Consider the following 17767-nt stretch of genomic DNA (forward strand, 5'->3'; position numbering starts at 1 on the left):
GCAGGAGACCTCGATGTTTCTCTCCAACTTCAGCATCAGCAAGCCCGTCGCGACCGTCGTCATGGTCATCGGGCTGATGCTGGTGGGCCTGCTGGCGCTGTCCAAGCTCAAGGTCAACCAGTTCCCCGAGGTCGAGCCGCCGGTGCTCGTCATCAACATTCCCTATCCGGGCGCGTCGCCCGAGACGGTGGAGCGCGAAGTCGTCAACCGTATCGAGAAAGCGCTGCAGAGCATCTCGGGCGTGGATCGCTCCAACTCCACGTCGCGCGAGGGCAGCGCCACCCTCGTGCTGGTCTTCGACTTCTCGAAGAACATGATCGAGGCCGCCGATGAGGTGCGCAACGCCATCGCCTCGGTGCGCTACAAGCTGCCCACCGAAATCCGCGAACCCATCATCACGCGGGCCGACCCCGGCGCTCAGCCCATCCTGCAGCTGTCGCTGTCCAGCACGACGCTGACGCACGCCCAGCTCAGCCGCCTGGCCGAGGACAAGCTTGCCGAGCGCTTTCGCGGCATCTCGGGCGTGTCGACGGTGGGTGTCAACGGTTCGCTCAAGCGCGAGTTGTCCATCCTGCTGCACGCCGAGAAGCTGCGCGAGTTCGGCGTCTCCGTCACCGAGGTGCTGAATGCCGTGCGCGCGCAGAACACCACCGCCCCAGTCGGCAAGGTGCGTGGCGCGCTGGAAGACCAGAGCATCCGCCTGCTCGGTCGCCTCGAGTCGCCGGCCGAGTTCGAGCAGATGATCATCAAGCGCACAGGTGGCACCGGCGGCGGCACCGTCGTGCGCCTGGGCCAGGTGGCCGAGGTGCAGGACGGCTTCGCCGAGATGACCGGCTACTCGCTGCGCAACGGCCGACCCAACGTCGGCATCTCCATCACGCGCTCACGCGATGCCTCCACCGTCAGCGTGGCCAACGGCGCGCGCACGCTGCTGAAGGAAATCGAGAAGGAACTGCCCAAGGGCACGACGCTCGAGATCACCCAGGACGGCGGCAAGGATGCCGAGAACAGCCTGCACAACGTCACCGATGCGCTGGTGTTTGGCGCCGCGCTGACCATCTTCGTCGTCTACGCCTTCCTGAACAGCTGGCGCTCGACGCTGATCACCGCGCTGTCCCTGCCCACGTCCGTGCTGGCCGCCTTCATCGCCGTCTGGCTGATGGGCTTCTCGCTGAACTTCATGAGCCTGCTGGGCCTGTCGCTGGCCATCGGCGTGCTCATCGACGACGCCATCGTCGTGCGGGAGAACATCGTCCGCCACATGGAGCGCGGCAGCGACCGCGTCACTGCGGCGCGCGAGGGCACCGCCGAGATCGGCCTGGCCGTGGCTGCTACCACCTTCGCCATCGTCGCGGTCTTCGTGCCGGTCGCCTTCATGGGCAACGGCCCCGGCCAATGGTTCAAGCCCTTCGCGCTGACCGTCGTGGCCTCGGTCGTCGTATCGCTCATCATCAGCTTCACGCTCGACCCGATGCTGTCGGCCTATTGGGGCGACCCCGTGGGCTACCACGAGCAGCCCAAGAAGGGGTTCGGCCGGCTGCTGGAGCGCTTCAATCACTGGTTCGACGGCGTGGCCAACGGCTATGGCCATGTCATCGCCTGGGCGTTGCACCACCGCCGCTGGATGACGGCCTTCGCGGTCCTCAGCCTCGTCGGCGCCATCTTCCTGCAGATGACGTTCGGCGGCTCCAGCTTCCTGCCGCAGGCCGATGCCGGCTTCCTGGCCATCGAGGTGCGCAGCCCCGCCTCCAGCAGCCTCGACTATTCCAAGCTCAAGCTCGACGCGGCCGCTGCCCTGGCCTCGACGATGAAGGAAACCAAGGCGACGACCTCCTATCCCAACGCCAGCGGCGGGCGCATCTACGTCGACATTGGCAAGAGCACCGAGCGCCAGCGCTCGGCCGCCGACGTCGCCAAGGAGCTGCGCGAGAAGGTCGCCCGCCTGGTTGGCGCCGAGTACGTCGTGCTCGACGACCTGAACAACGGCGCCCAGAAGCCCGTGCAGATCCGCTTCTACGGCACCGACACGCGCCGACTGCAGCAGATCACGCAGGACTTCCAGAAGACCATGGCGGGCATCAAGGGTGCGGTCGACATCGGCTACTCCGAGCAGGACCCGCAGAACGAGCTGCAGATCGAGCTCGACCGCAGCCTGGCCAACCAGATGGGCATCTCGGTCAACGACGCCGCCCAGGCGCTGCGCGTCGCCTTCGCCGGTGTCGAGGCCGGTGACTGGATCGACCCGACCGGCGAGGCCCGCGACGTGTCCATCCGCCTGCACCCGAGCGACCGCGTCGACGCCGCCAACATCGAGCGCCTGCCGATCGCGGTGACCGGCACCAACCGCATGGTGCCGCTGGACCAGATCGCCACCGTCACCATGGGCAAGGGCCCGGGCCAGATCCAGCACGGCGACGGCAAGCGCACCATCACGGTCAGCGCCAATGCCCAGGGCCGCTCGTCCGGCGAGATCACCGCCGAAGCCAAGAAGCTGGCCGAGAAGATCGACTTCCCGCCCGGCTTCGGCATCGAGCTGGCCGGTGCGGCACGTGACCAGCAGGTTGTTTTCACGGCCATGATCACGGCGCTGCTGTCCGGTATCGCGCTGATGTATTTCGTGCTCGTCATCCAGTTCAACAGCTTCACGGCGCCGTTCGCCGTGATGCTGTCGCTGCCGCTGAGCCTGATCGGCGTCGTGCTGGCGCTGATCCTGACGCGCGGCACGCTGAACCTGATGAGCCTGATCGGCGTCATCATGCTGATGGGCCTGGTGGCCAAGAACGCCATCCTGCTGCTGGACGCGACGCGCCAGGAGGAGAAGGCCGGCATCGATCGCGAAGAGGCGCTGATGCACGCAGGCCGCAAGCGCTTCCGTCCCATCCTGATGACGACGCTGGCGCTGATCGCCGGCATGATGCCGGTCGCCATCGGCATCGGCGAGGGCGGCGAGTTCTACCGCCCGATGGCCGTGGCCATCATCGGTGGCACCATCACGTCGACGCTGCTGACGCTGCTCATCGTGCCGACCTTCTACGACAGCATCGAGCTGGCCCGTGACCATGCGCTGGCCAAGTTCCATCGCCGCGTGCCGCGGTTCACACTGGTCGGTGCCTTTGTGCTGACGTTGATCGAAGCGGTGCTGGCGCTGGTGATGGTGCGGTTCGTGTTCCGCCTGATCGTCAAGGCCGGCCGTTTCGTGACCGGCCGCCGCGTGGCCGTTACACCAGCCGCCCAGGGTTGAGCAGGTCGAGCGGGTCCAGGGCCCGCTTGATCGCCCGCATCAGCGCCAGGGCTGTCGGATCCTTGCGCTGAGCCAGCTCGTCGCGCTTGAGCCGGCCAATGCCATGCTCGGCCGAGATCGAGCCGCCGCGCTGCTGAACGGCGTCATAGACCAACTCGTTGATGGCCGCCTCATGCGCGGCCAGGAACTCCACCGGCGACACGCCGGCCGGCGCCTGCACGTTGTAGTGCAGATTGCCATCGCCCAGATGGCCGAAGTCGATGACCTCGATGCCGGGCAGATAAGCCGCCAGCACCGCATCCATCTCGGCGACGAAGCCGGGAATGGCGGACACCGGCAACGAGATGTCATGCTTGATGTTCAGCCCCGCCTGGGCCTGGGCCAGCGGAATGGATTCGCGTAGATGCCAGAAGGCCTTGGCCTGCTGGATGTTCTGGGCAATGGCCGCGTCCTGCACGCAGCCGCCTTCGAGCGCGGTTTCAAGCAGACCTTCGAAGACGCTGCGTGCATGCTCGGCGCTTTCGGCGTCGGACAACTCCAGCAGCACGGTCCATGCCGCGGCCGGCAAGGGCTGGGGCAATTGCGGCAGCTCGCGCGCAACAAGGGCGAGCGAGGCGCGGTTCATCACTTCGAAGCCGGTCAGCGCATCGCCGGCGCGCTCGCGCGCCAGGCCGAGCAAGGCGACGGCATCGTCCAGCGAGGCACAGGCCGCCAGCGCGGTCAGGCGCTCCTTCGGCTGCGGATACAGCTTCATCGTCGCCGCGGTGATGACGCCCAGCGTGCCCTCGCTGCCGATGAAAAGGTCGCGCAGGTCGTAGCCGGTGTTGTCCTTGCGCAGCCCCGACAGCCCATGCCAGATCTCGCCGGCCACGGTGACAACCTCGAGGCCGAGGCAGAGTTCGCGCGCATTGCCATAACGCAGCACCTGCGTGCCTCCGGCATTCGTCGCCAGGTTGCCGCCGAGCGTGCACGAACCCTCGGCCGCGAGGCTGAGCGGAAAGAGCATTCCGGCTCCAGCCGCGGCGGTTTGGATCTCGGCCAGCACGCAGCCGGCCTCCGCCGTCAGGCTGGCGTTGACGAGGTCGATGCCGCGAACGCGCTTCATGCGCGTCAGGCTCAGCAGGAGTTGTTGGCCGCTGTCGTCCGGCGTCGAGCCGCCCACCAGGCCGGTATTGCCGCCCTGCGGCACGACCGGCACGCGGTGCTCGTGGCATAGGCGCATCACCGCCGCGACCTCTTCGGTCGACACCGGCCGCGCGACGGCCAGGGCCTTGCCGGCATAGCGCTTGCGCCAGTCGTTCTCATAGGCCGCCAGGTCGCCACCCACCAGCAGGCCCGCCTCGCCAAGCTGTTCACGCAGCGCAGCGAGAAAGGCGTTCATGTGGCTTTGGCCGCCGCCAGTCGCTGGCGGATCTGGGCCGTGCAGGCCGTGAAGATGACAACGCCCAGCAGCACTTCACCCAGCGCCAGCCATTGCCCGAGGCCGCCTTCGCTGGTCGAGCGCACCAGGCCCTCCATCACATAGAGCCAGATGGCCAGGGCCAGCCAGCGGTAGGTGTACATGCGGTAGCGCCACAGGCCGACGGGTGCCGCCAGCAGCGGCAGCACCTTCACGGCCAGCGTGCCGCGGCCGGTCGGCGCGAGCCACAGTTCCCAGGCCAGGCACAGCAGGATCAGCGCGACGGTGGCGGCCAGCGCCAGATTGCGCGTCAGCCGTTCGACGGCCGTGGGTTCGGTTCTTTCAAGGGCAGGGGACATAGCTGCGGCATCATAGAAGCCATGTCCTTGACGCCGATTCCGCCGATCCCGCCCGTTCCGCCCGCCGCGCCCGCCAATGCCGACAACCCGGACGCACCGCTGGCCCACAACCCCATCGCCTTCGCCAGCGACTTCATCACCGAGCTGCTGGCCTGGCCCTGGTTGCAGACCCTGCACACCTTCCGCCAGCGTTTCCGCGAGGAGAAGCTCGGCCTGACTGCCGGCAGCCTGACCTTCACGACGCTGATCTCGCTGGTGCCGCTGCTGACCGTGATGCTGGCCATCTTCACGGCCTTCCCGATGTTCTCCAGCTTCCAGTCCGCGCTGGAGCAGTACTTCCTGAAGAGCTTGATCCCACCCAATATCGCCAAGCCGGTGCTGGCGTCCCTCACGCAGTTCGCGGCCAAGGCCAACAAGCTCGGCGTGGTCGGCCTGATCTTTCTGGGCATCACGGCGCTGGCGCTGATGCTCACCATCGACCGCACGCTGAATGCGATCTGGCGCGTGAAGCGCCCGCGGCCCATGGCCCAGCGCGTGCTGGTCTACTGGGCCGCGTTGACGCTGGGCCCGCTGCTGCTCGGCGGCAGCCTGACGCTGACCAGCTATGCCATCAGCGTCGGCCAGGGTTATCTCACGGCCATGCCGGCGAGCATGTCCACGGTCCTGGGCAGCGCCGACGTGGTGCTGTTCGGCCTGGCGATGGCCGGGCTCTTCCATTACGTGCCCAACACCCATGTGCGCTGGCGCCATGCCCTCATCGGCGGCGCCTTCGTGTCGCTGGGCTTCTCGCTGGCCAAGGGTCTGCTGGCCTGGTATGTGAAGCAGGTGCCGACCTATTCGACGCTGTACGGCGCCTTCGCGACCGTGCCCATCTTCCTGATCTGGATCTACCTGGGCTGGGTCATCGTGCTGCTGGGCGCCATCCTGGCGGCCAACACGCCCAGCCTGACGGGTCGGCTGCATCTGCGCCCCGACTCGCCCGGCCAGCCCATGGCGCTGGCGCTGGAGGTGCTGCGCGAACTCTGGCGCGTGCGCGAGGCCGGCCAGCAGGGCCTGTCCTATCTGGCCCTGGCCAGCGCGCTGCGCGTCGACCCGTTGCAGCTCAGCCCCGTCATCGACAAGCTGCTGGCCCTGGACTGGATCGGCCGGCTGGAAGAAGAGGGCGCCCAGCGCCTGGTGCTGCTGTGCACGCCCGAGAAGGCGCTGGCCGAACCTCTGCTGAGCGCCTTCCTGGCCGAGCGCCAGGGGCTGCTGGCCAATCTGTGGGCGCAGGGTGAATGGTCGAAATTGACCCTCGACCGCCTGCTGCTCACTGAGGCTGGAAGCCCCCGACCTTGATGATCTTGGCCCAGGCCGCCGAGTAGGCGCGCTCGCGGGTGGCGAGCTGGGCCGAGCTCATCATGGCCACCGACAGGCCGAGCTCGGTCAATCGCGCCTTCACGACCGGCTGATTGATGACGCCGGCCAGCGCATTCGAGAAGCGCTCGACGACGGCCGGCGCGGTGCCCGCCGGTGCGAACAGGCCGTAATAGGGCAGATCCTCGAAGCCCGCGACGCCCAGTTCCGCAAAGGTCGGCACCTCCGGCAACACGCCCTGGCGCTGCTGGCCCATGACGGCGACGATGCGCAGCTTCTTCTGCTGGTGGTTGGTGATGAGGTCGGGTACCGAGCCGACGCCGGCGCTGATCTGGTTGCCCAGCATGTCGGCAATCATCGGCGCGCTGCCGCGGTAGGGCACGGCCAGCAGGTTCAGGCCATTCTTCTCGCCGAGCAGCTTGACGAGGAATTCCGGCACCGAGGCCGGGGCCGGCACGCCCACGCTGCCCTGGCCACCTTGCTTCTTCACCCAGGCCAGGTATTCAGGCAGGCTTGAAGCCGGCGTGCCGCCTGACAGCGCCAGCGCGTTGGCAAAGGTCGCAAAGCCCGCCACCGGCACGAAGTCCTTGGCCGGGTCGAAACCCGGGTTCTTCAGCACCAGCGGCAGGATGGAGATGGTGTGGTCGTGGCTGACGAAGAAGGTCGTACCGTCGGGTGCCGCGGCCTTCAGCGCCTGGGCCGCGATCTGGCCGCCGGCGCCGGGCTTGTTCTCGACGATGACCGGCGTGCCCAATGACGCCTGCAAGGCCTCACCCAGCAATCGCGCAATCGCGTCGGTGCCGCCGCCGGCCGGAAAGCCGACGAGGAGGCGAATGGGCTTGTCATCGGCGCGGGCGGCAAAGGGCAGGGCGGCCAGCGCGGCCAGGGCGGAACGACGTTGCAGCATCGGCGGGCTCCTTGGTTGAACCCGCCGGAGTCTACGGGTGGAGCACCACCAAAAGTGCGGTCGCCGCCGACTTGCCCACGTTGCGGATGGCATGCGGGCCGTCCACCGCATAACGCGCCGTCTCGCCGGCCTTGAGCCTGTTGGTCATGCCCTGGGCGCTGACCTCCAGGCTGCCCGTCAGCACGCTCAGGTGCTCGCGCGAACCCGGCTCGTGGGCCTGGCTGTCCAGCACGCCGCCGGGTTGGATATTCAGCTCGTACCACTCGAACTGGCCCGCCAGCTCGATGGGGCCGAGGATGCGCAGCTTGCAAAGCCCGTCCGGGCTGGTCAGGCCCGGCGTCGCGTGGGCCGGCACGGTCTCGATGGCAGGCGTCGCTGCGCGCTCGCCGCCCAGCAACTCACCCATGTCCACGCCCAGCGCATTTGCCAGCCGCCACACCACGGCCACCGTGGGATTGGCCTGGTTGCGCTCGATCTGCGACAACATCGACTTACTCACGCCGGCCCGCTTGGAGAGATCATCCAACGACAGGCCACGGCTGCTGCGCAGCGCCTGCAGGGCGGCGCCGACGCGGGGCGGTTCGGTGTTGTCCATGTTCATGCTTGACCTGGATAGATGATTTTCAGATACTGCACAAAAGTTCGATATATCGAACAAGTTCACTAAACCGGATTGTGCATCAGGAGCAGCGCCATGAGCCAGGCCTTCTATCAACACCTGCAGACCGAGTTGGACAGCATCCGCGCCGCCGGGCTGTTCAAGTCCGAGCGCATCATCACGACGCCCCAGGGCGCCGTCGTGAAGACGGCCGACGGCCGCGAAGTCATCAACCTTTGCGCCAACAACTACCTGGGCTTGTCGTCGCATCCCAAGGTCATCGAGGCCGCGCATGAAGCCCTGCGCACGCATGGCTTCGGGCTGTCTTCGGTGCGCTTCATCTGCGGCACGCAGGACCTGCACAAGGAATTGGAGGGCCGCATCGCCCGCTTCGTCGGCTGCGAGGACGCCATCCTCTACGCCGCCGCCTTCGACGCCAACGGCGGCCTGTTCGAGCCGCTGCTGGGTGAGCAGGACGCCATCATCAGCGACGCCCTCAACCACGCTTCCATCATCGACGGCATCCGTCTGTGCAAGGCGCAGCGCTACCGCTACGAGCACAACAACCTCGACGACCTCGAGCGCTGCCTGAAGGAAGCGAAAGAGAAGGGCGCCCGTTTCACGCTGGTGTTCACCGACGGCGTGTTCTCGATGGACGGCACCATCGCCCAGCTCGACAAGATCCGCGCGCTGTGCGACAGCTATGGCGCGCTGCTGGGCATCGACGAATGCCATGCGTCAGGCTTCATGGGCAAGACCGGCCGTGGCACCGCCGAGCATCGCGGTGTGTTTGGCAAGATCGACATCATCACGGGCACCTTCGGCAAGGCCCTGGGCGGCGCCAGCGGTGGCTTCACGGCCGCGCGCAAGGAAGTCGTCGAGCTGTTGCGCCAGCGCTCGCGCCCCTATCTGTTCAGCAATACGCTGGCCCCCAGCATCGCCGGCGCGTCGCTGGCCGTGCTGGACCTGCTGGAAGGCTCCACGGCGCTGCGCGACAAGCTCGAAGCCAACACCGCCTGGTTCCGCGAGGCGATCCAGGCCGCCGGCTTCGAGATCAAGCCCGGCACCCACCCCATCGTGCCCATCATGGTCTACGACGCGGTGAAGGCGCAGGAGCTCAGCAAGCGCATCCTGGAGCTGGGCATCTATGCCGTCGGCTTCTTCTTCCCCGTCGTGCCCAAGGGTCAGGCGCGCATCCGCGTGCAGGTCTCGGCCGTGCATGAGCGCGAACACCTGGAGAAGGCCGTCGCCGCCTTCACGCAGGCTGGCCGTGAACTGGGCATCGTCAAATGAAGATCCTCATCATTGGAGCGAACGGCCAGATCGGCACCGAACTGGCGACCGAACTGGCGAAACTGCATGGCAACGAAGCCGTCGTCACCAGCGACCTCAGCCCCAAGGGCCGCGTGCCCAGCCTCCAGCACGAGGCGCTGGATGTGACCGACGCGGGGGGCCTGGCCACGGTCGTCAAGCGCCACCACATCACGCAGATCTACCACCTGGCCGCGGCGCTGTCGGCCAACGGCGAGAAGCACCCGATGTGGGCCTGGGACCTGAACATGAAGGGCCTGCTCAATGTGCTGGAGCTGGCCCGCCACGAGAAGCTGGACAAGATCTTCTGGCCCAGTTCGATCGCGGCCTTCGGCCCCAACACGCCAGCCATCGACACGCCGCAGACGACCGTCATGGACCCGACGACGGTCTATGGCATCTCCAAGCTCGCCGGCGAACGCTGGTGCGACTGGTACCACGCCAAGCACGGCGTGGACGTGCGCAGCCTGCGCTACCCCGGCCTCATCAGCTGGAAGACGCCGCCCGGCGGCGGCACGACGGACTACGCCGTGGAGATCTTCCATTCGGCGATCAAGGAAGGCCGCTACACCTGCTTCCTGAAAGAGGACCAGGCCCTGCCGATGATGTACATGCCCGATGCGCTGCGCGCCACCATCGAGCTGATGAACGCACCGGCCGACCAGGTCAGGCAGCGCGGCAGCTACAACCTCGCCGGCGTCAGCTTCACGCCGGCAGGCATCGCCGCCTCCATCCGCCGCCGCCTGCCCGAGTTCACGATGGACTGCGTGCCAGACTTCCGCCAGGCCATTGCAGCCAGTTGGCCACAACGCATTGACGACGCAGCCGCCCAGGCCGATTGGGGCTGGAAGCTGCAGTACGACCTGGATGCCATGGTTGACGACATGCTGACTGAGCTGACACGCGAACTACACGTTGGCTGACAGGCGGTGCCAGGTCTGGCTGGTACGCTAGCCTCTATGAGAGTCGCGTTGACTACCCTCCTGGCTCTGTCCGTGGCGACGTTGGCCCAGGCCGAGCAGCCCGAGGTGGAAAGTCCGTCAGCTCGCTATCTGCTGGGGGCCGCGGTGGCCTCGCAGCCGGAGTACGACGGCGCGAGCAGCCGTGACATCAAGATCAAGCCCTTGTGGGCATTTAAGCTCGGCCGAGTGCGCATCAGCACTTCCGGCGCGGGCAGCCTGATGGGCTTCGGGCGTGAGGAGGCGGCCGGCGGTGCCAGTACCCAGTTCATTGACACAGACAAGCTGCGCGTGGGTGTGTCACTGCGCATGGACAGCGGCCGCAGCAGCGGCGACGCCAGCACCACGCGGGGCCTGCCCGACGTCCGGCGCACGCTGAGGGCGCGCTTCTATACCAACTACAGCCTCACCAAGGACCTGACCATCGGCGCAACGCTTTCGCAGGACCTGCTCGGCCGGCAAGGCGGCACGACGCTGGGCGCGGACCTGGGCTGGCGGTTCTACCGCAGCCCGACGCTGGAGTGGACCAGCGGCTTCGGCATCTCGGCCGCCAGCGCTCGAAACCTGCGCAGCTATTTCGGCGTGCCCGAGTCGGCCGTCGCGGCCAGTGGCAAACCCGCCTACGAACCCGGTGCCGGCCTGCGCGATGTGCACGTGGGTGTCGGCTTCATCCGGCCGCTGACCAAGCATTGGCTCGTCTACGGCAATGCCGGCGCGAGCCGCCTCCTCGGTCCCGTCGCCGACAGCCCGCTGGTCGAGAAACGCACCGGCTCGTCGGTGGGCATCGGCCTGGCCTGGCGCAACTAAAGCTTCACGCGACCGCGCCAGATGTCGGCGTACATGACCCAGTCGCCGATGAAGCTGTAAAGCGGATATTTGAAGGTCGCCGGCCGGTTCTTCTCGAAGAAGAAATGCCCGACCCAGGCGAAGCCATAGCCACACAGCAGGCCGTAAAGCAGCCACACCAGCGCGCCCGTCCTGAACAGCTGCCACAGGCAGACCAGCACCAGGGTCGAACCGACGAAGTGCAGCCGGCGGCAGATGGCGTTGCCGTGCTCGCTGAGGTAGAAGGGATAGAAATCGGCGAAGCGAGAGAAGCGTTCGGTGCTCATGGAGGGTCAGTGCTGGCAGGCCCTGATTCAAGCGCGGGTTGCGCCCGAGCGGCAAGCGGGGATGCCCTCGCAATAATGCGCCGATGCGCGCCATGCCCACCGAGTTGGAGGTTGTCATCCTCGGTGCGGGCATGTCCGGGCTGTGCATGGCCATCCAGCTGCAGCGCGCGGGCGTCGATGACTACCTCATCGTCGAGAAGTCTCATGGGCTGGGCGGCACCTGGTGGGACAACCGCTACCCCGGCGCCCAGGTCGATGTGCCGGCACCGGCCTACAGCTTCAGCTTTGCGCCCAACCCTCATTGGACGCACCGCTTCGCCGACGCGCCCGAGATTCACCGCTACCAGCAGCGCCTGGCCGAGCAGCACGGCCTGGCGGCACGCATGCGTCTGGGCGTGGCCATCACCGAGGCGCGCTTCGACGCACAGGCCGGCCGCTGGGAGCTGAGCCTGGACGATGGCAGCGCCTTGAGCGCGCGCTTCTTCGTCTGCAGCACCGGCCCGCTGAGCCGGCCGCGCTGGCCCGACATCCCCGATCTGGCCTCCTTCAAAGGGCAGTTGCTGCACTCGGCGCGTTGGCCGGCCGACGCGGACTTGGGCGGCAAGCGCATCGGCGTCATCGGCACGGGCTCCACGGCGTCTCAGCTTGTGCCGGCGCTGGCACCCACGGCGGCACGGCTCACGCTGTTCCAGCGCACGCCCAACTGGGTGATGCCGCGGCTGGACCGGCGCTATGGCGCACTCGACCGCTGGCTGGCCCGCTTCCCGCCCTATGCCGCGCTGGCCCGCCATGCCTGGGTGCAGTTCCTGGAGCTGGGGCGGCGCGGCTTCGACGAGGGCACGCTGGCCCGGCGCGCCATAGTGGCCACGGCCCGCGGCCATCTGCGGCGCCATGTGCCCGATGCTGTGCTGCGCGAACGACTGACACCCCGCTATCCGCTGGGATGCAAGCGCATCATCTACTCCAACGACTACTTCCATGCGCTGGCGCTGCCGCAGTCGGAGCTGGTCACGGAGGCCATCACCGGCGTGACGGAAAGAGGCGTGCTGACCCTGGACGGCCGGGAGCACCAGTTGGACGCACTGGTCTGTGCCACCGGCTTCGACACGACGCAACTCCTGGCGGAGCTGCCCATCACAGGTCTCGACGGGCGCACGCTGGAAGAGACCTGGCGCGTCAATCCCAGCGCCTACTTCGGCCTGACGGTCCCGGGCTTTCCCAACCTCTTCCTGACGCTCGGCCCCAACACCGGCACAGGCCATACCTCGACGCTGCTTTTCATCGAGCCCCAGGTCCAGCACGCGCTGGCCTGCATGCGCAGAGTCAAGCAATCAGGCAAGCGATGGATAGACGTGCGCCCTGAAGCGTTTGCAGCCCAGGACGCCAACGTCCAGCAAAGGCTCGCCGGCTCGGTCTGGAGCCGGTGCAGTTCCTGGTACCGCAACGACAGCGGCCGCATCATCGCGATCTGGCCGGGCTTCACCGGCGAATACGCCCGGGCCGTGCGGCGGCCCGACGAAGCAGCCTACGAGCTGGGCTGAAGCGCCGCCCTCAGCGCGGCCAGCACGGCGTCCGGTGCTTCGGCCATCAGCGCGTGGCCGGCTGGCACGGTATGGATGCGCGGCTTGAGCAGGCCGCCGAGCACGGCGTTCTGCTTGGGCGACGTCATCTGGTCCAGCGCGCCGAGGATGAAATGCACCGGGCAGGCCACGCGAGCGGCCGCGGCCTCGCCGCCGGCATAGCGGTCGCAGACCTGGAAGTCGTTCTCGAACAGATTGACTTCCGTCTGGCGCCCCTGCAGCCGGCGCATCAGCGCCATCGAGCCGCCGCGCAGCCAGGCGCCCGGGCCCGGGTAGCCCGGCTTGGCGCTGGCCAGCGAATGCGAAAAGGCCGTGACCATGGCCATCGCGGCCTCGGGCTTGTCGCGCGCCGTCGTCAAAAGAGCCTCCGAGACCTTCATCGGGTAGGCCGTGCCGACCATGACGAGAGTGGACGCTCGTTCGGCCGCTTCGAGTGCGATCAGCGAGCCCATGCTGTGGCCGACGAGGGTGGCCTTTTGCACGCCGGCCGCGTCGAGCAGACGGTGCAGCCAGGAGGCGATGTCCTCGACGCTCTTCAAAGGCGTGCCAGCGCTGCGGCCATGGCCCGGCAGGTCGACGGCGAGCACGCCGTAGCCGTGGTGGGCACACCAGCGCGCCAGCAGGGTCCAGACGCTGTGGTCGTTCTGTGCGCCATGGATGAAGACGACGCAGGGCAGGGCGGGGTCTAACGCCTTGCCGCCCGTGTACGCATAGGCCTCTTGGTTGTCGACGATGAACTTCATGCCTTGCCTGCCATCTTGAGCGCGCGCTTCAGGTCGTCGATGAGGTCGGCCGGGTCTTCCAGCCCGACGGACAGGCGGATGGTGCCCGGGCCTATGCCGGCACTCCTGAGCGCCGCGTCATCCATGCGGAAGTGGGTTGTGCTGGCGGGGTGGATGACCAGGGACTTGGCGTCGCCAACGTTGGCCAGGTGGGAGAAGAGCTTGAGCGCCTCGATGAAGGCGCGGCCCTGTTCCCGCGTTCCCTTCAAGTCGAAGGAGAACACCGCGCCAGCGCCGCGTGGCATGAGCTTTCGCGCCAGCGCATGGTCGGGGTGGGAGGCCAGGCCGGGGTAGGCCACCTTCTCGACGAGGTCGTGTGCCTGCAGGAACTCGGCCACCGCCTGCGCATTGGCCACATGCCGGGCCATGCGCAGCGGCAACGTCTCCAGTCCTTGCAGCATCAGCCAGGCCGTGTGCGGGCTCATGCAGGCGCCAAAGTCGCGCAGCCCCTCCCGGCGGGCGCGCAGCAGGAAGGCGCCGACGGTGCTTTCCTCAGCGAACACCATGCCGTGGAAGCCGTCATACGGCTCGCACAAGGTCTCGAATCGCCCGTGGCGATCATGCGCGGCCTGCCAGTCGAAGGAGCCCGCATCCACCAGCACGCCGCCAACCACCGTGCCATGGCCGCAGAGAAACTTGGTGGCCGAGTGGTAGACGAGATCGGCGCCCAGTTCGGCCGGGCGCTGCAGGTAGGGTGTCGTGAAGGTGGCGTCCACCAGCAGAGGCAGGCCGGCCTCGTGCGCCAGTGCCGACACGGCCGGGATGTCCAGCACGTCCAGCCCCGGGTTGCCCAGGCTCTCGCCAAACAACAGCCGCGTCTCGGGCCGGATGGCGGCGCGCCAGGCGTCCAGGTCGCGTGGGTTGACGAAGGTCGTCTCGATGCCGAAACGGCGCAGCGTGTAGTGCAGCAGGTTGTGGCTGCCACCATACAGCGCCGTGCTGGCGACGATGTGCCCACCGGCGCCCATCAGCGTGCAGATGGCCAGGTGCAGGGCCGCCTGGCCGCTGGCCGTGGCGATCGCGCCGATGCCGCCGTCCAGCGCCGCCATGCGCTCCTCGAAAACCGCCGTCGTCGGGTTGGAGAGCCGGCTGTAGACGTGCCCCGAACGCTCCATGTTGAACAGCGACGCCGCGTGCTCGCTGTTCTCGAAGACGAAGGAGGTGCTGAGGTGCAGCGGCGTCGCCCGCGCGCCGGTGCCCGGATCGGGCGTGGCGCCGGCATGCAAAGCTAGGGTGTCGAAGCCCGGCATGGTGTTTTCTATGGGGTGGAGTCGCGGGCATTGTGTGCTATGTTGACTGGCAGTTTTCGCATGGAGGCCCCTATGAAAGTCGTCGATATCCTGCGTGTCAAAGGTGGCACCTTGTTCACTGTCACGCCTGACGAGCCGCTGAAGGATTCGCTGGCCGTCATGGCAGAGCGCGACATCGGTTCGCTGGTCGTCATGGAGCATGGCGACCTGGTCGGCATGCTGACCTTCCGCGAGGTCATCCAGGCCATCGTGAAGAACCAGGGCACGGTGGGCACGACCATCGTCCGCACGGTGATGGACGACGCGCCGCTGACCTGCACGCCCGAGACAGAGATCGACGAGGTGCGCCGCATGATGCTGGGCCGCCACGCGCGCTATATGCCGGTGATGAACGGCAAGACGCTGATGGGCGTCATCTCTTTCTACGACGTGGCCAAGGCGGTGGTGGACAGCCAGGACTTCGAGAACCGCATGCTCAAGGCCTATATCCGCGACTGGCCGGTCGAGGAGCCCATCGAGGACCCTGCCAAGGCCGGCTGAGCCGACTTGGTTCGTTGTCCATGAAGGCGGCCTTTGCAGGCCGCTTTTCATTTGGACGGCTCCTAGAATGGCGGCATGTCCGGTAGCACCCTCGGCGAACTCTTTCGCGTCACCAATTTCGGCGAAAGCCACGGTCCGGCCATCGGCTGCGTCATCGACGGCTGCCCGCCGGGCATGACGCTCAGCGAGGCCGACATCCAGCCCGAGCTGGACCGCCGCCGCCCCGGCACCAGCCGCCACGTGACCCAGCGCAACGAGCCCGATGCGGTCAAGATCCTGTCCGGCGTCTATGAGGGCGTGACGACCGGCACGCCAATCTGCCTGCTGATCGAGAACACCGACCAGCGCAGCAAGGATTACGGCAACATCCTCGACACCTTCCGCCCCGGCCACGCTGACTACACCTATTGGCGCAAATACGGTGTGCGCGACCCGCGCGGCGGCGGCCGCGCGTCGGCGCGGTTGACGGCGCCCATGGTCGGCGCCGGCGCAGTGGCCCGCAAATGGCTGCGGGAGGCTTATGGCACCGAATTCCGCGGCTGCATGACCCAGCTCGGCGAGATCGAGATTCCTTTCGAAGGCTGGCAGCACGTCGGCCAGAACCCCTTCTTTGCCGCCAACGCCAGCAAGATCGCCGCGCTGGAGGACTACATGGACGCCTTGCGCAAGGCCGGCGACTCGGTTGGCGCACGCATCCGCGTGGAAGCCACCGGCGTGCCGGTCGGCCTGGGCGAGCCGCTGTTCGACAAGCTCGACGCCGACATCGCCTACGCGCTGATGGGCATCAACGCCGTCAAGGGCGTCGAGATCGGCGCTGGCTTCGGCGTTGTCGCACAGAAGGGCACCGAGCATGGCGATGAGCTGACACCGCTGGGATTTGCCAGCAACAACTCGGGCGGCATGCTGGGCGGCATCTCCACCGGCCAGGACATCGTCGCCAGCATCGCGATCAAGCCGACCAGCTCGATCCGTTCGCCCAAGGCGAGCATCGACCGCGCGGGCAATCCTTCCGTGGTGGAAACCTTTGGCCGCCACGACCCCTGCGTGGGCATCCGCGCCACGCCCATCGCCGAGGCCATGCTGGCCCTGGTGCTGATGGACCATGCCCTTCGTCACAGGGCGCAGTGTGGAGATGTCGTGCTGCCGGTCGATGCCATCCCGGCACAACGATAGGTTGAGGCGAGCGCGTCGGGCTGACGACGGGCAAAGCCCGCAACGGGCGAGCAATGCCGTGGACTACAGCTGAACTGAGTTGCTAAATCAGGTCAGCGATTCAAGCCCGACAGCGTTCGGGTTTGGGCTGTGCGGCTGGACAACCTTCTTGCGGAAAGCAAGAAACACCGCGAGCGTCCCCAGACCGAAACACAGCAGCCATCCGCTGCTGGGCTCAGGGACTGGAACTGCTGACACCTTCCAGTCGTGAGCAGTATTTCCCAGCGCCGAAAACGCCGTCGTTGTCGATCCATTCGCCAAAGTAATGGACGTAATGCCGGCCCAATATATTGAATTTCCGAAATTGGCGAACGAATCGACCGAGGAGTTTGATCCCGCCAGCGTATAAGCCGTCGTGTCGATGCCGGCGTCCAGGGCGAACGCCTGACCAAACGTAACGGGAATGCTCAGCTCCCAGAATCCGCGTAGATCCCCGGTGTAGTCGAGGCCATTGACGCGGGTGAATGTATATGTTGGATCGGTGCCCAGATGAGTCAATGCCGCCTGAACATTGAAGCTGAATACAGTGGCGCCACCCGCGCTGAAAACGAAGTCAGCCGCAGCCGTTCCAGCAAAGCTTCCCCCCAAACCAGCCGTGCCGCTGTTGAGAAGGCTGCCTGAGGCGGGATCGACGAAGAAACGAATATTGGCCCAGCCGGTGCCGGACAAGCCTGCGCCAGCCACTGTGACGGAGTCACTCCAGTGTGCGGCGGCATATGCCTTTCCCACCGACGCGAATCCATTGAAAATGTTGCCACGGCTCGCGCTGGCAATGGCTGAAGATTTGAGTACACCGTAGTCTGCGGTAGCGCCGCTCGAGCCGCCCGAGCCTGACCATACGCTGCTGATCTTTTCAGACACCGAGCCATTCACTGAAGAATGAGTGATGGGGCCGACGCCGCCATTGCTGCCATCTTCGGCCGTGTAGTTTGCAAAAACAGTGACCTTGACTTCCGAAGCACTTGCGGAAATCGCCGGCCCCATCGCAGCCAGGCAAATCACGGCATTGAAAATCCACGTGGCGCCCGGGCTTAACGTAGACCTTGTGCGGAACATCTGAAGTTGGGACATCGTTCTCACCCCTATTGATTTGAACCCGAATACATCCAACACCCACTGTGTCGGCTGTTCAAACTCGGGGCACTCACCGAGGTGAAGCTC

General features: G+C 66.7%; 16 protein-coding genes. 8 read left to right on the forward strand and 8 right to left on the reverse strand.

Features of this window, described 5'->3' with window-relative positions:
* The first annotated feature begins 13 nt into the window (after positions 1–13).
* The gene (locus AC1DW0_RS07435) at positions 14–3241 is read left to right on the forward strand and encodes an efflux RND transporter permease subunit (RefSeq protein ID WP_457442239.1); all 3228 of its coding nucleotides are present in this window, start codon (positions 14–16) and stop codon (positions 3239–3241) included.
* On the opposite strand, the gene AC1DW0_RS07440 is transcribed toward AC1DW0_RS07435, so the two are convergent.
* Together AC1DW0_RS07440 and AC1DW0_RS07445 are read right to left on the reverse strand one after the other, a co-directional pair.
* Entirely contained in the window at positions 3219–4622 is a 1404-nt protein-coding gene (locus tag AC1DW0_RS07440) for an FAD-binding oxidoreductase (protein ID WP_477945271.1), read from the reverse strand. The genes AC1DW0_RS07435 and AC1DW0_RS07440 overlap by 23 nt on opposite strands.
* Positions 4619–4999: a DUF2069 domain-containing protein gene (locus AC1DW0_RS07445; RefSeq protein ID WP_477945272.1), complete on the reverse strand. Its 381-nt coding sequence runs from the start codon at positions 4997–4999 to the stop codon at positions 4619–4621. The genes AC1DW0_RS07440 and AC1DW0_RS07445 overlap by 4 nt, the downstream gene beginning before the upstream one ends.
* 21 nt (positions 5000–5020) lie before the next feature.
* On the opposite strand from AC1DW0_RS07445, the gene AC1DW0_RS07450 reads away from it, so the two are divergent.
* Positions 5021–6337 (forward strand): YihY family inner membrane protein, encoded by a 1317-nt coding sequence (locus AC1DW0_RS07450; RefSeq protein WP_082532621.1) that lies wholly within the window; start codon positions 5021–5023, stop codon positions 6335–6337.
* On the opposite strand, the gene AC1DW0_RS07455 is transcribed toward AC1DW0_RS07450, so the two are convergent.
* Positions 6309–7262 carry a Bug family tripartite tricarboxylate transporter substrate binding protein gene (locus tag AC1DW0_RS07455; protein ID WP_457354067.1) on the reverse strand — a complete coding sequence of 318 codons (954 nt, stop codon included), beginning with the start codon at positions 7260–7262 and terminating at the stop codon, positions 6309–6311. The two genes, AC1DW0_RS07450 and AC1DW0_RS07455, sit on opposite strands and share 29 nt — an antisense overlap.
* Before the next feature lie 31 nt (positions 7263–7293).
* Positions 7294–7863, reverse strand: coding sequence for a helix-turn-helix domain-containing protein (locus AC1DW0_RS07460; RefSeq protein WP_457354065.1), 570 nt, complete (start codon positions 7861–7863; stop codon positions 7294–7296).
* Between the two features lie 93 nt (positions 7864–7956).
* Between AC1DW0_RS07460 and kbl the strand changes: the two genes are divergently transcribed.
* From kbl to AC1DW0_RS07475, 3 genes are read left to right on the forward strand one after another with little or no spacing between them, the layout of a single operon-like run.
* Entirely contained in the window at positions 7957–9153 is a 1197-nt protein-coding gene (gene kbl, locus AC1DW0_RS07465; RefSeq protein WP_477945273.1) for a glycine C-acetyltransferase, read from the forward strand.
* Entirely contained in the window at positions 9150–10094 is a 945-nt protein-coding gene (locus AC1DW0_RS07470; RefSeq protein ID WP_056196951.1) for an NAD-dependent epimerase/dehydratase family protein, read from the forward strand. The genes kbl and AC1DW0_RS07470 overlap by 4 nt, the downstream gene beginning before the upstream one ends.
* 48 nt (positions 10095–10142) lie before the next feature.
* On the forward strand, positions 10143–10937 hold the full coding sequence (locus tag AC1DW0_RS07475) for a MipA/OmpV family protein (protein ID WP_162247778.1): 795 nt from the start codon (positions 10143–10145) through the stop codon (positions 10935–10937).
* On the opposite strand, the gene AC1DW0_RS07480 is transcribed toward AC1DW0_RS07475, so the two are convergent.
* Positions 10934–11242, reverse strand: a complete 309-nt coding sequence (locus AC1DW0_RS07480) for an Mpo1-like protein (protein ID WP_056196956.1) — start codon at positions 11240–11242, stop codon at positions 10934–10936. The two genes, AC1DW0_RS07475 and AC1DW0_RS07480, sit on opposite strands and share 4 nt — an antisense overlap.
* 83 nt (positions 11243–11325) lie before the next feature.
* Here AC1DW0_RS07480 and AC1DW0_RS07485 point away from each other — a divergent pair, with 83 nt between their 5' ends.
* Positions 11326–12783 (forward strand): flavin-containing monooxygenase, encoded by a 1458-nt coding sequence (locus AC1DW0_RS07485; protein ID WP_056196958.1) that lies wholly within the window; start codon positions 11326–11328, stop codon positions 12781–12783.
* Here the strand turns inward: AC1DW0_RS07485 and AC1DW0_RS07490 are convergent.
* A complete protein-coding gene (locus tag AC1DW0_RS07490) occupies positions 12768–13565 on the reverse strand; it encodes an alpha/beta fold hydrolase (RefSeq protein ID WP_056196960.1) in 798 nt (265 codons plus the stop codon). The genes AC1DW0_RS07485 and AC1DW0_RS07490 overlap by 16 nt on opposite strands.
* A complete protein-coding gene (locus AC1DW0_RS07495; protein ID WP_056196962.1) occupies positions 13562–14854 on the reverse strand; it encodes an O-acetylhomoserine aminocarboxypropyltransferase in 1293 nt (430 codons plus the stop codon). The genes AC1DW0_RS07490 and AC1DW0_RS07495 overlap by 4 nt, the downstream gene beginning before the upstream one ends.
* 72 nt (positions 14855–14926) lie before the next feature.
* Here AC1DW0_RS07495 and AC1DW0_RS07500 point away from each other — a divergent pair, with 72 nt between their 5' ends.
* A complete protein-coding gene (locus AC1DW0_RS07500; RefSeq protein WP_056196964.1) occupies positions 14927–15394 on the forward strand; it encodes a CBS domain-containing protein in 468 nt (155 codons plus the stop codon).
* Between the two features lie 75 nt (positions 15395–15469).
* A complete protein-coding gene (gene aroC, locus AC1DW0_RS07505) occupies positions 15470–16567 on the forward strand; it encodes a chorismate synthase (RefSeq protein WP_056196966.1) in 1098 nt (365 codons plus the stop codon).
* Positions 16568–16654: 87 nt separating this feature from the next.
* Here the strand turns inward: aroC and AC1DW0_RS07510 are convergent, their stop codons facing one another.
* Positions 16655–17677 carry a PEP-CTERM sorting domain-containing protein gene (locus AC1DW0_RS07510; RefSeq protein ID WP_457323166.1) on the reverse strand — a complete coding sequence of 341 codons (1023 nt, stop codon included), beginning with the start codon at positions 17675–17677 and terminating at the stop codon, positions 16655–16657.
* Positions 17678–17767 lie beyond the last annotated feature (90 nt).

The organism is Roseateles sp. P4_D2 (assembly GCF_056401875.1).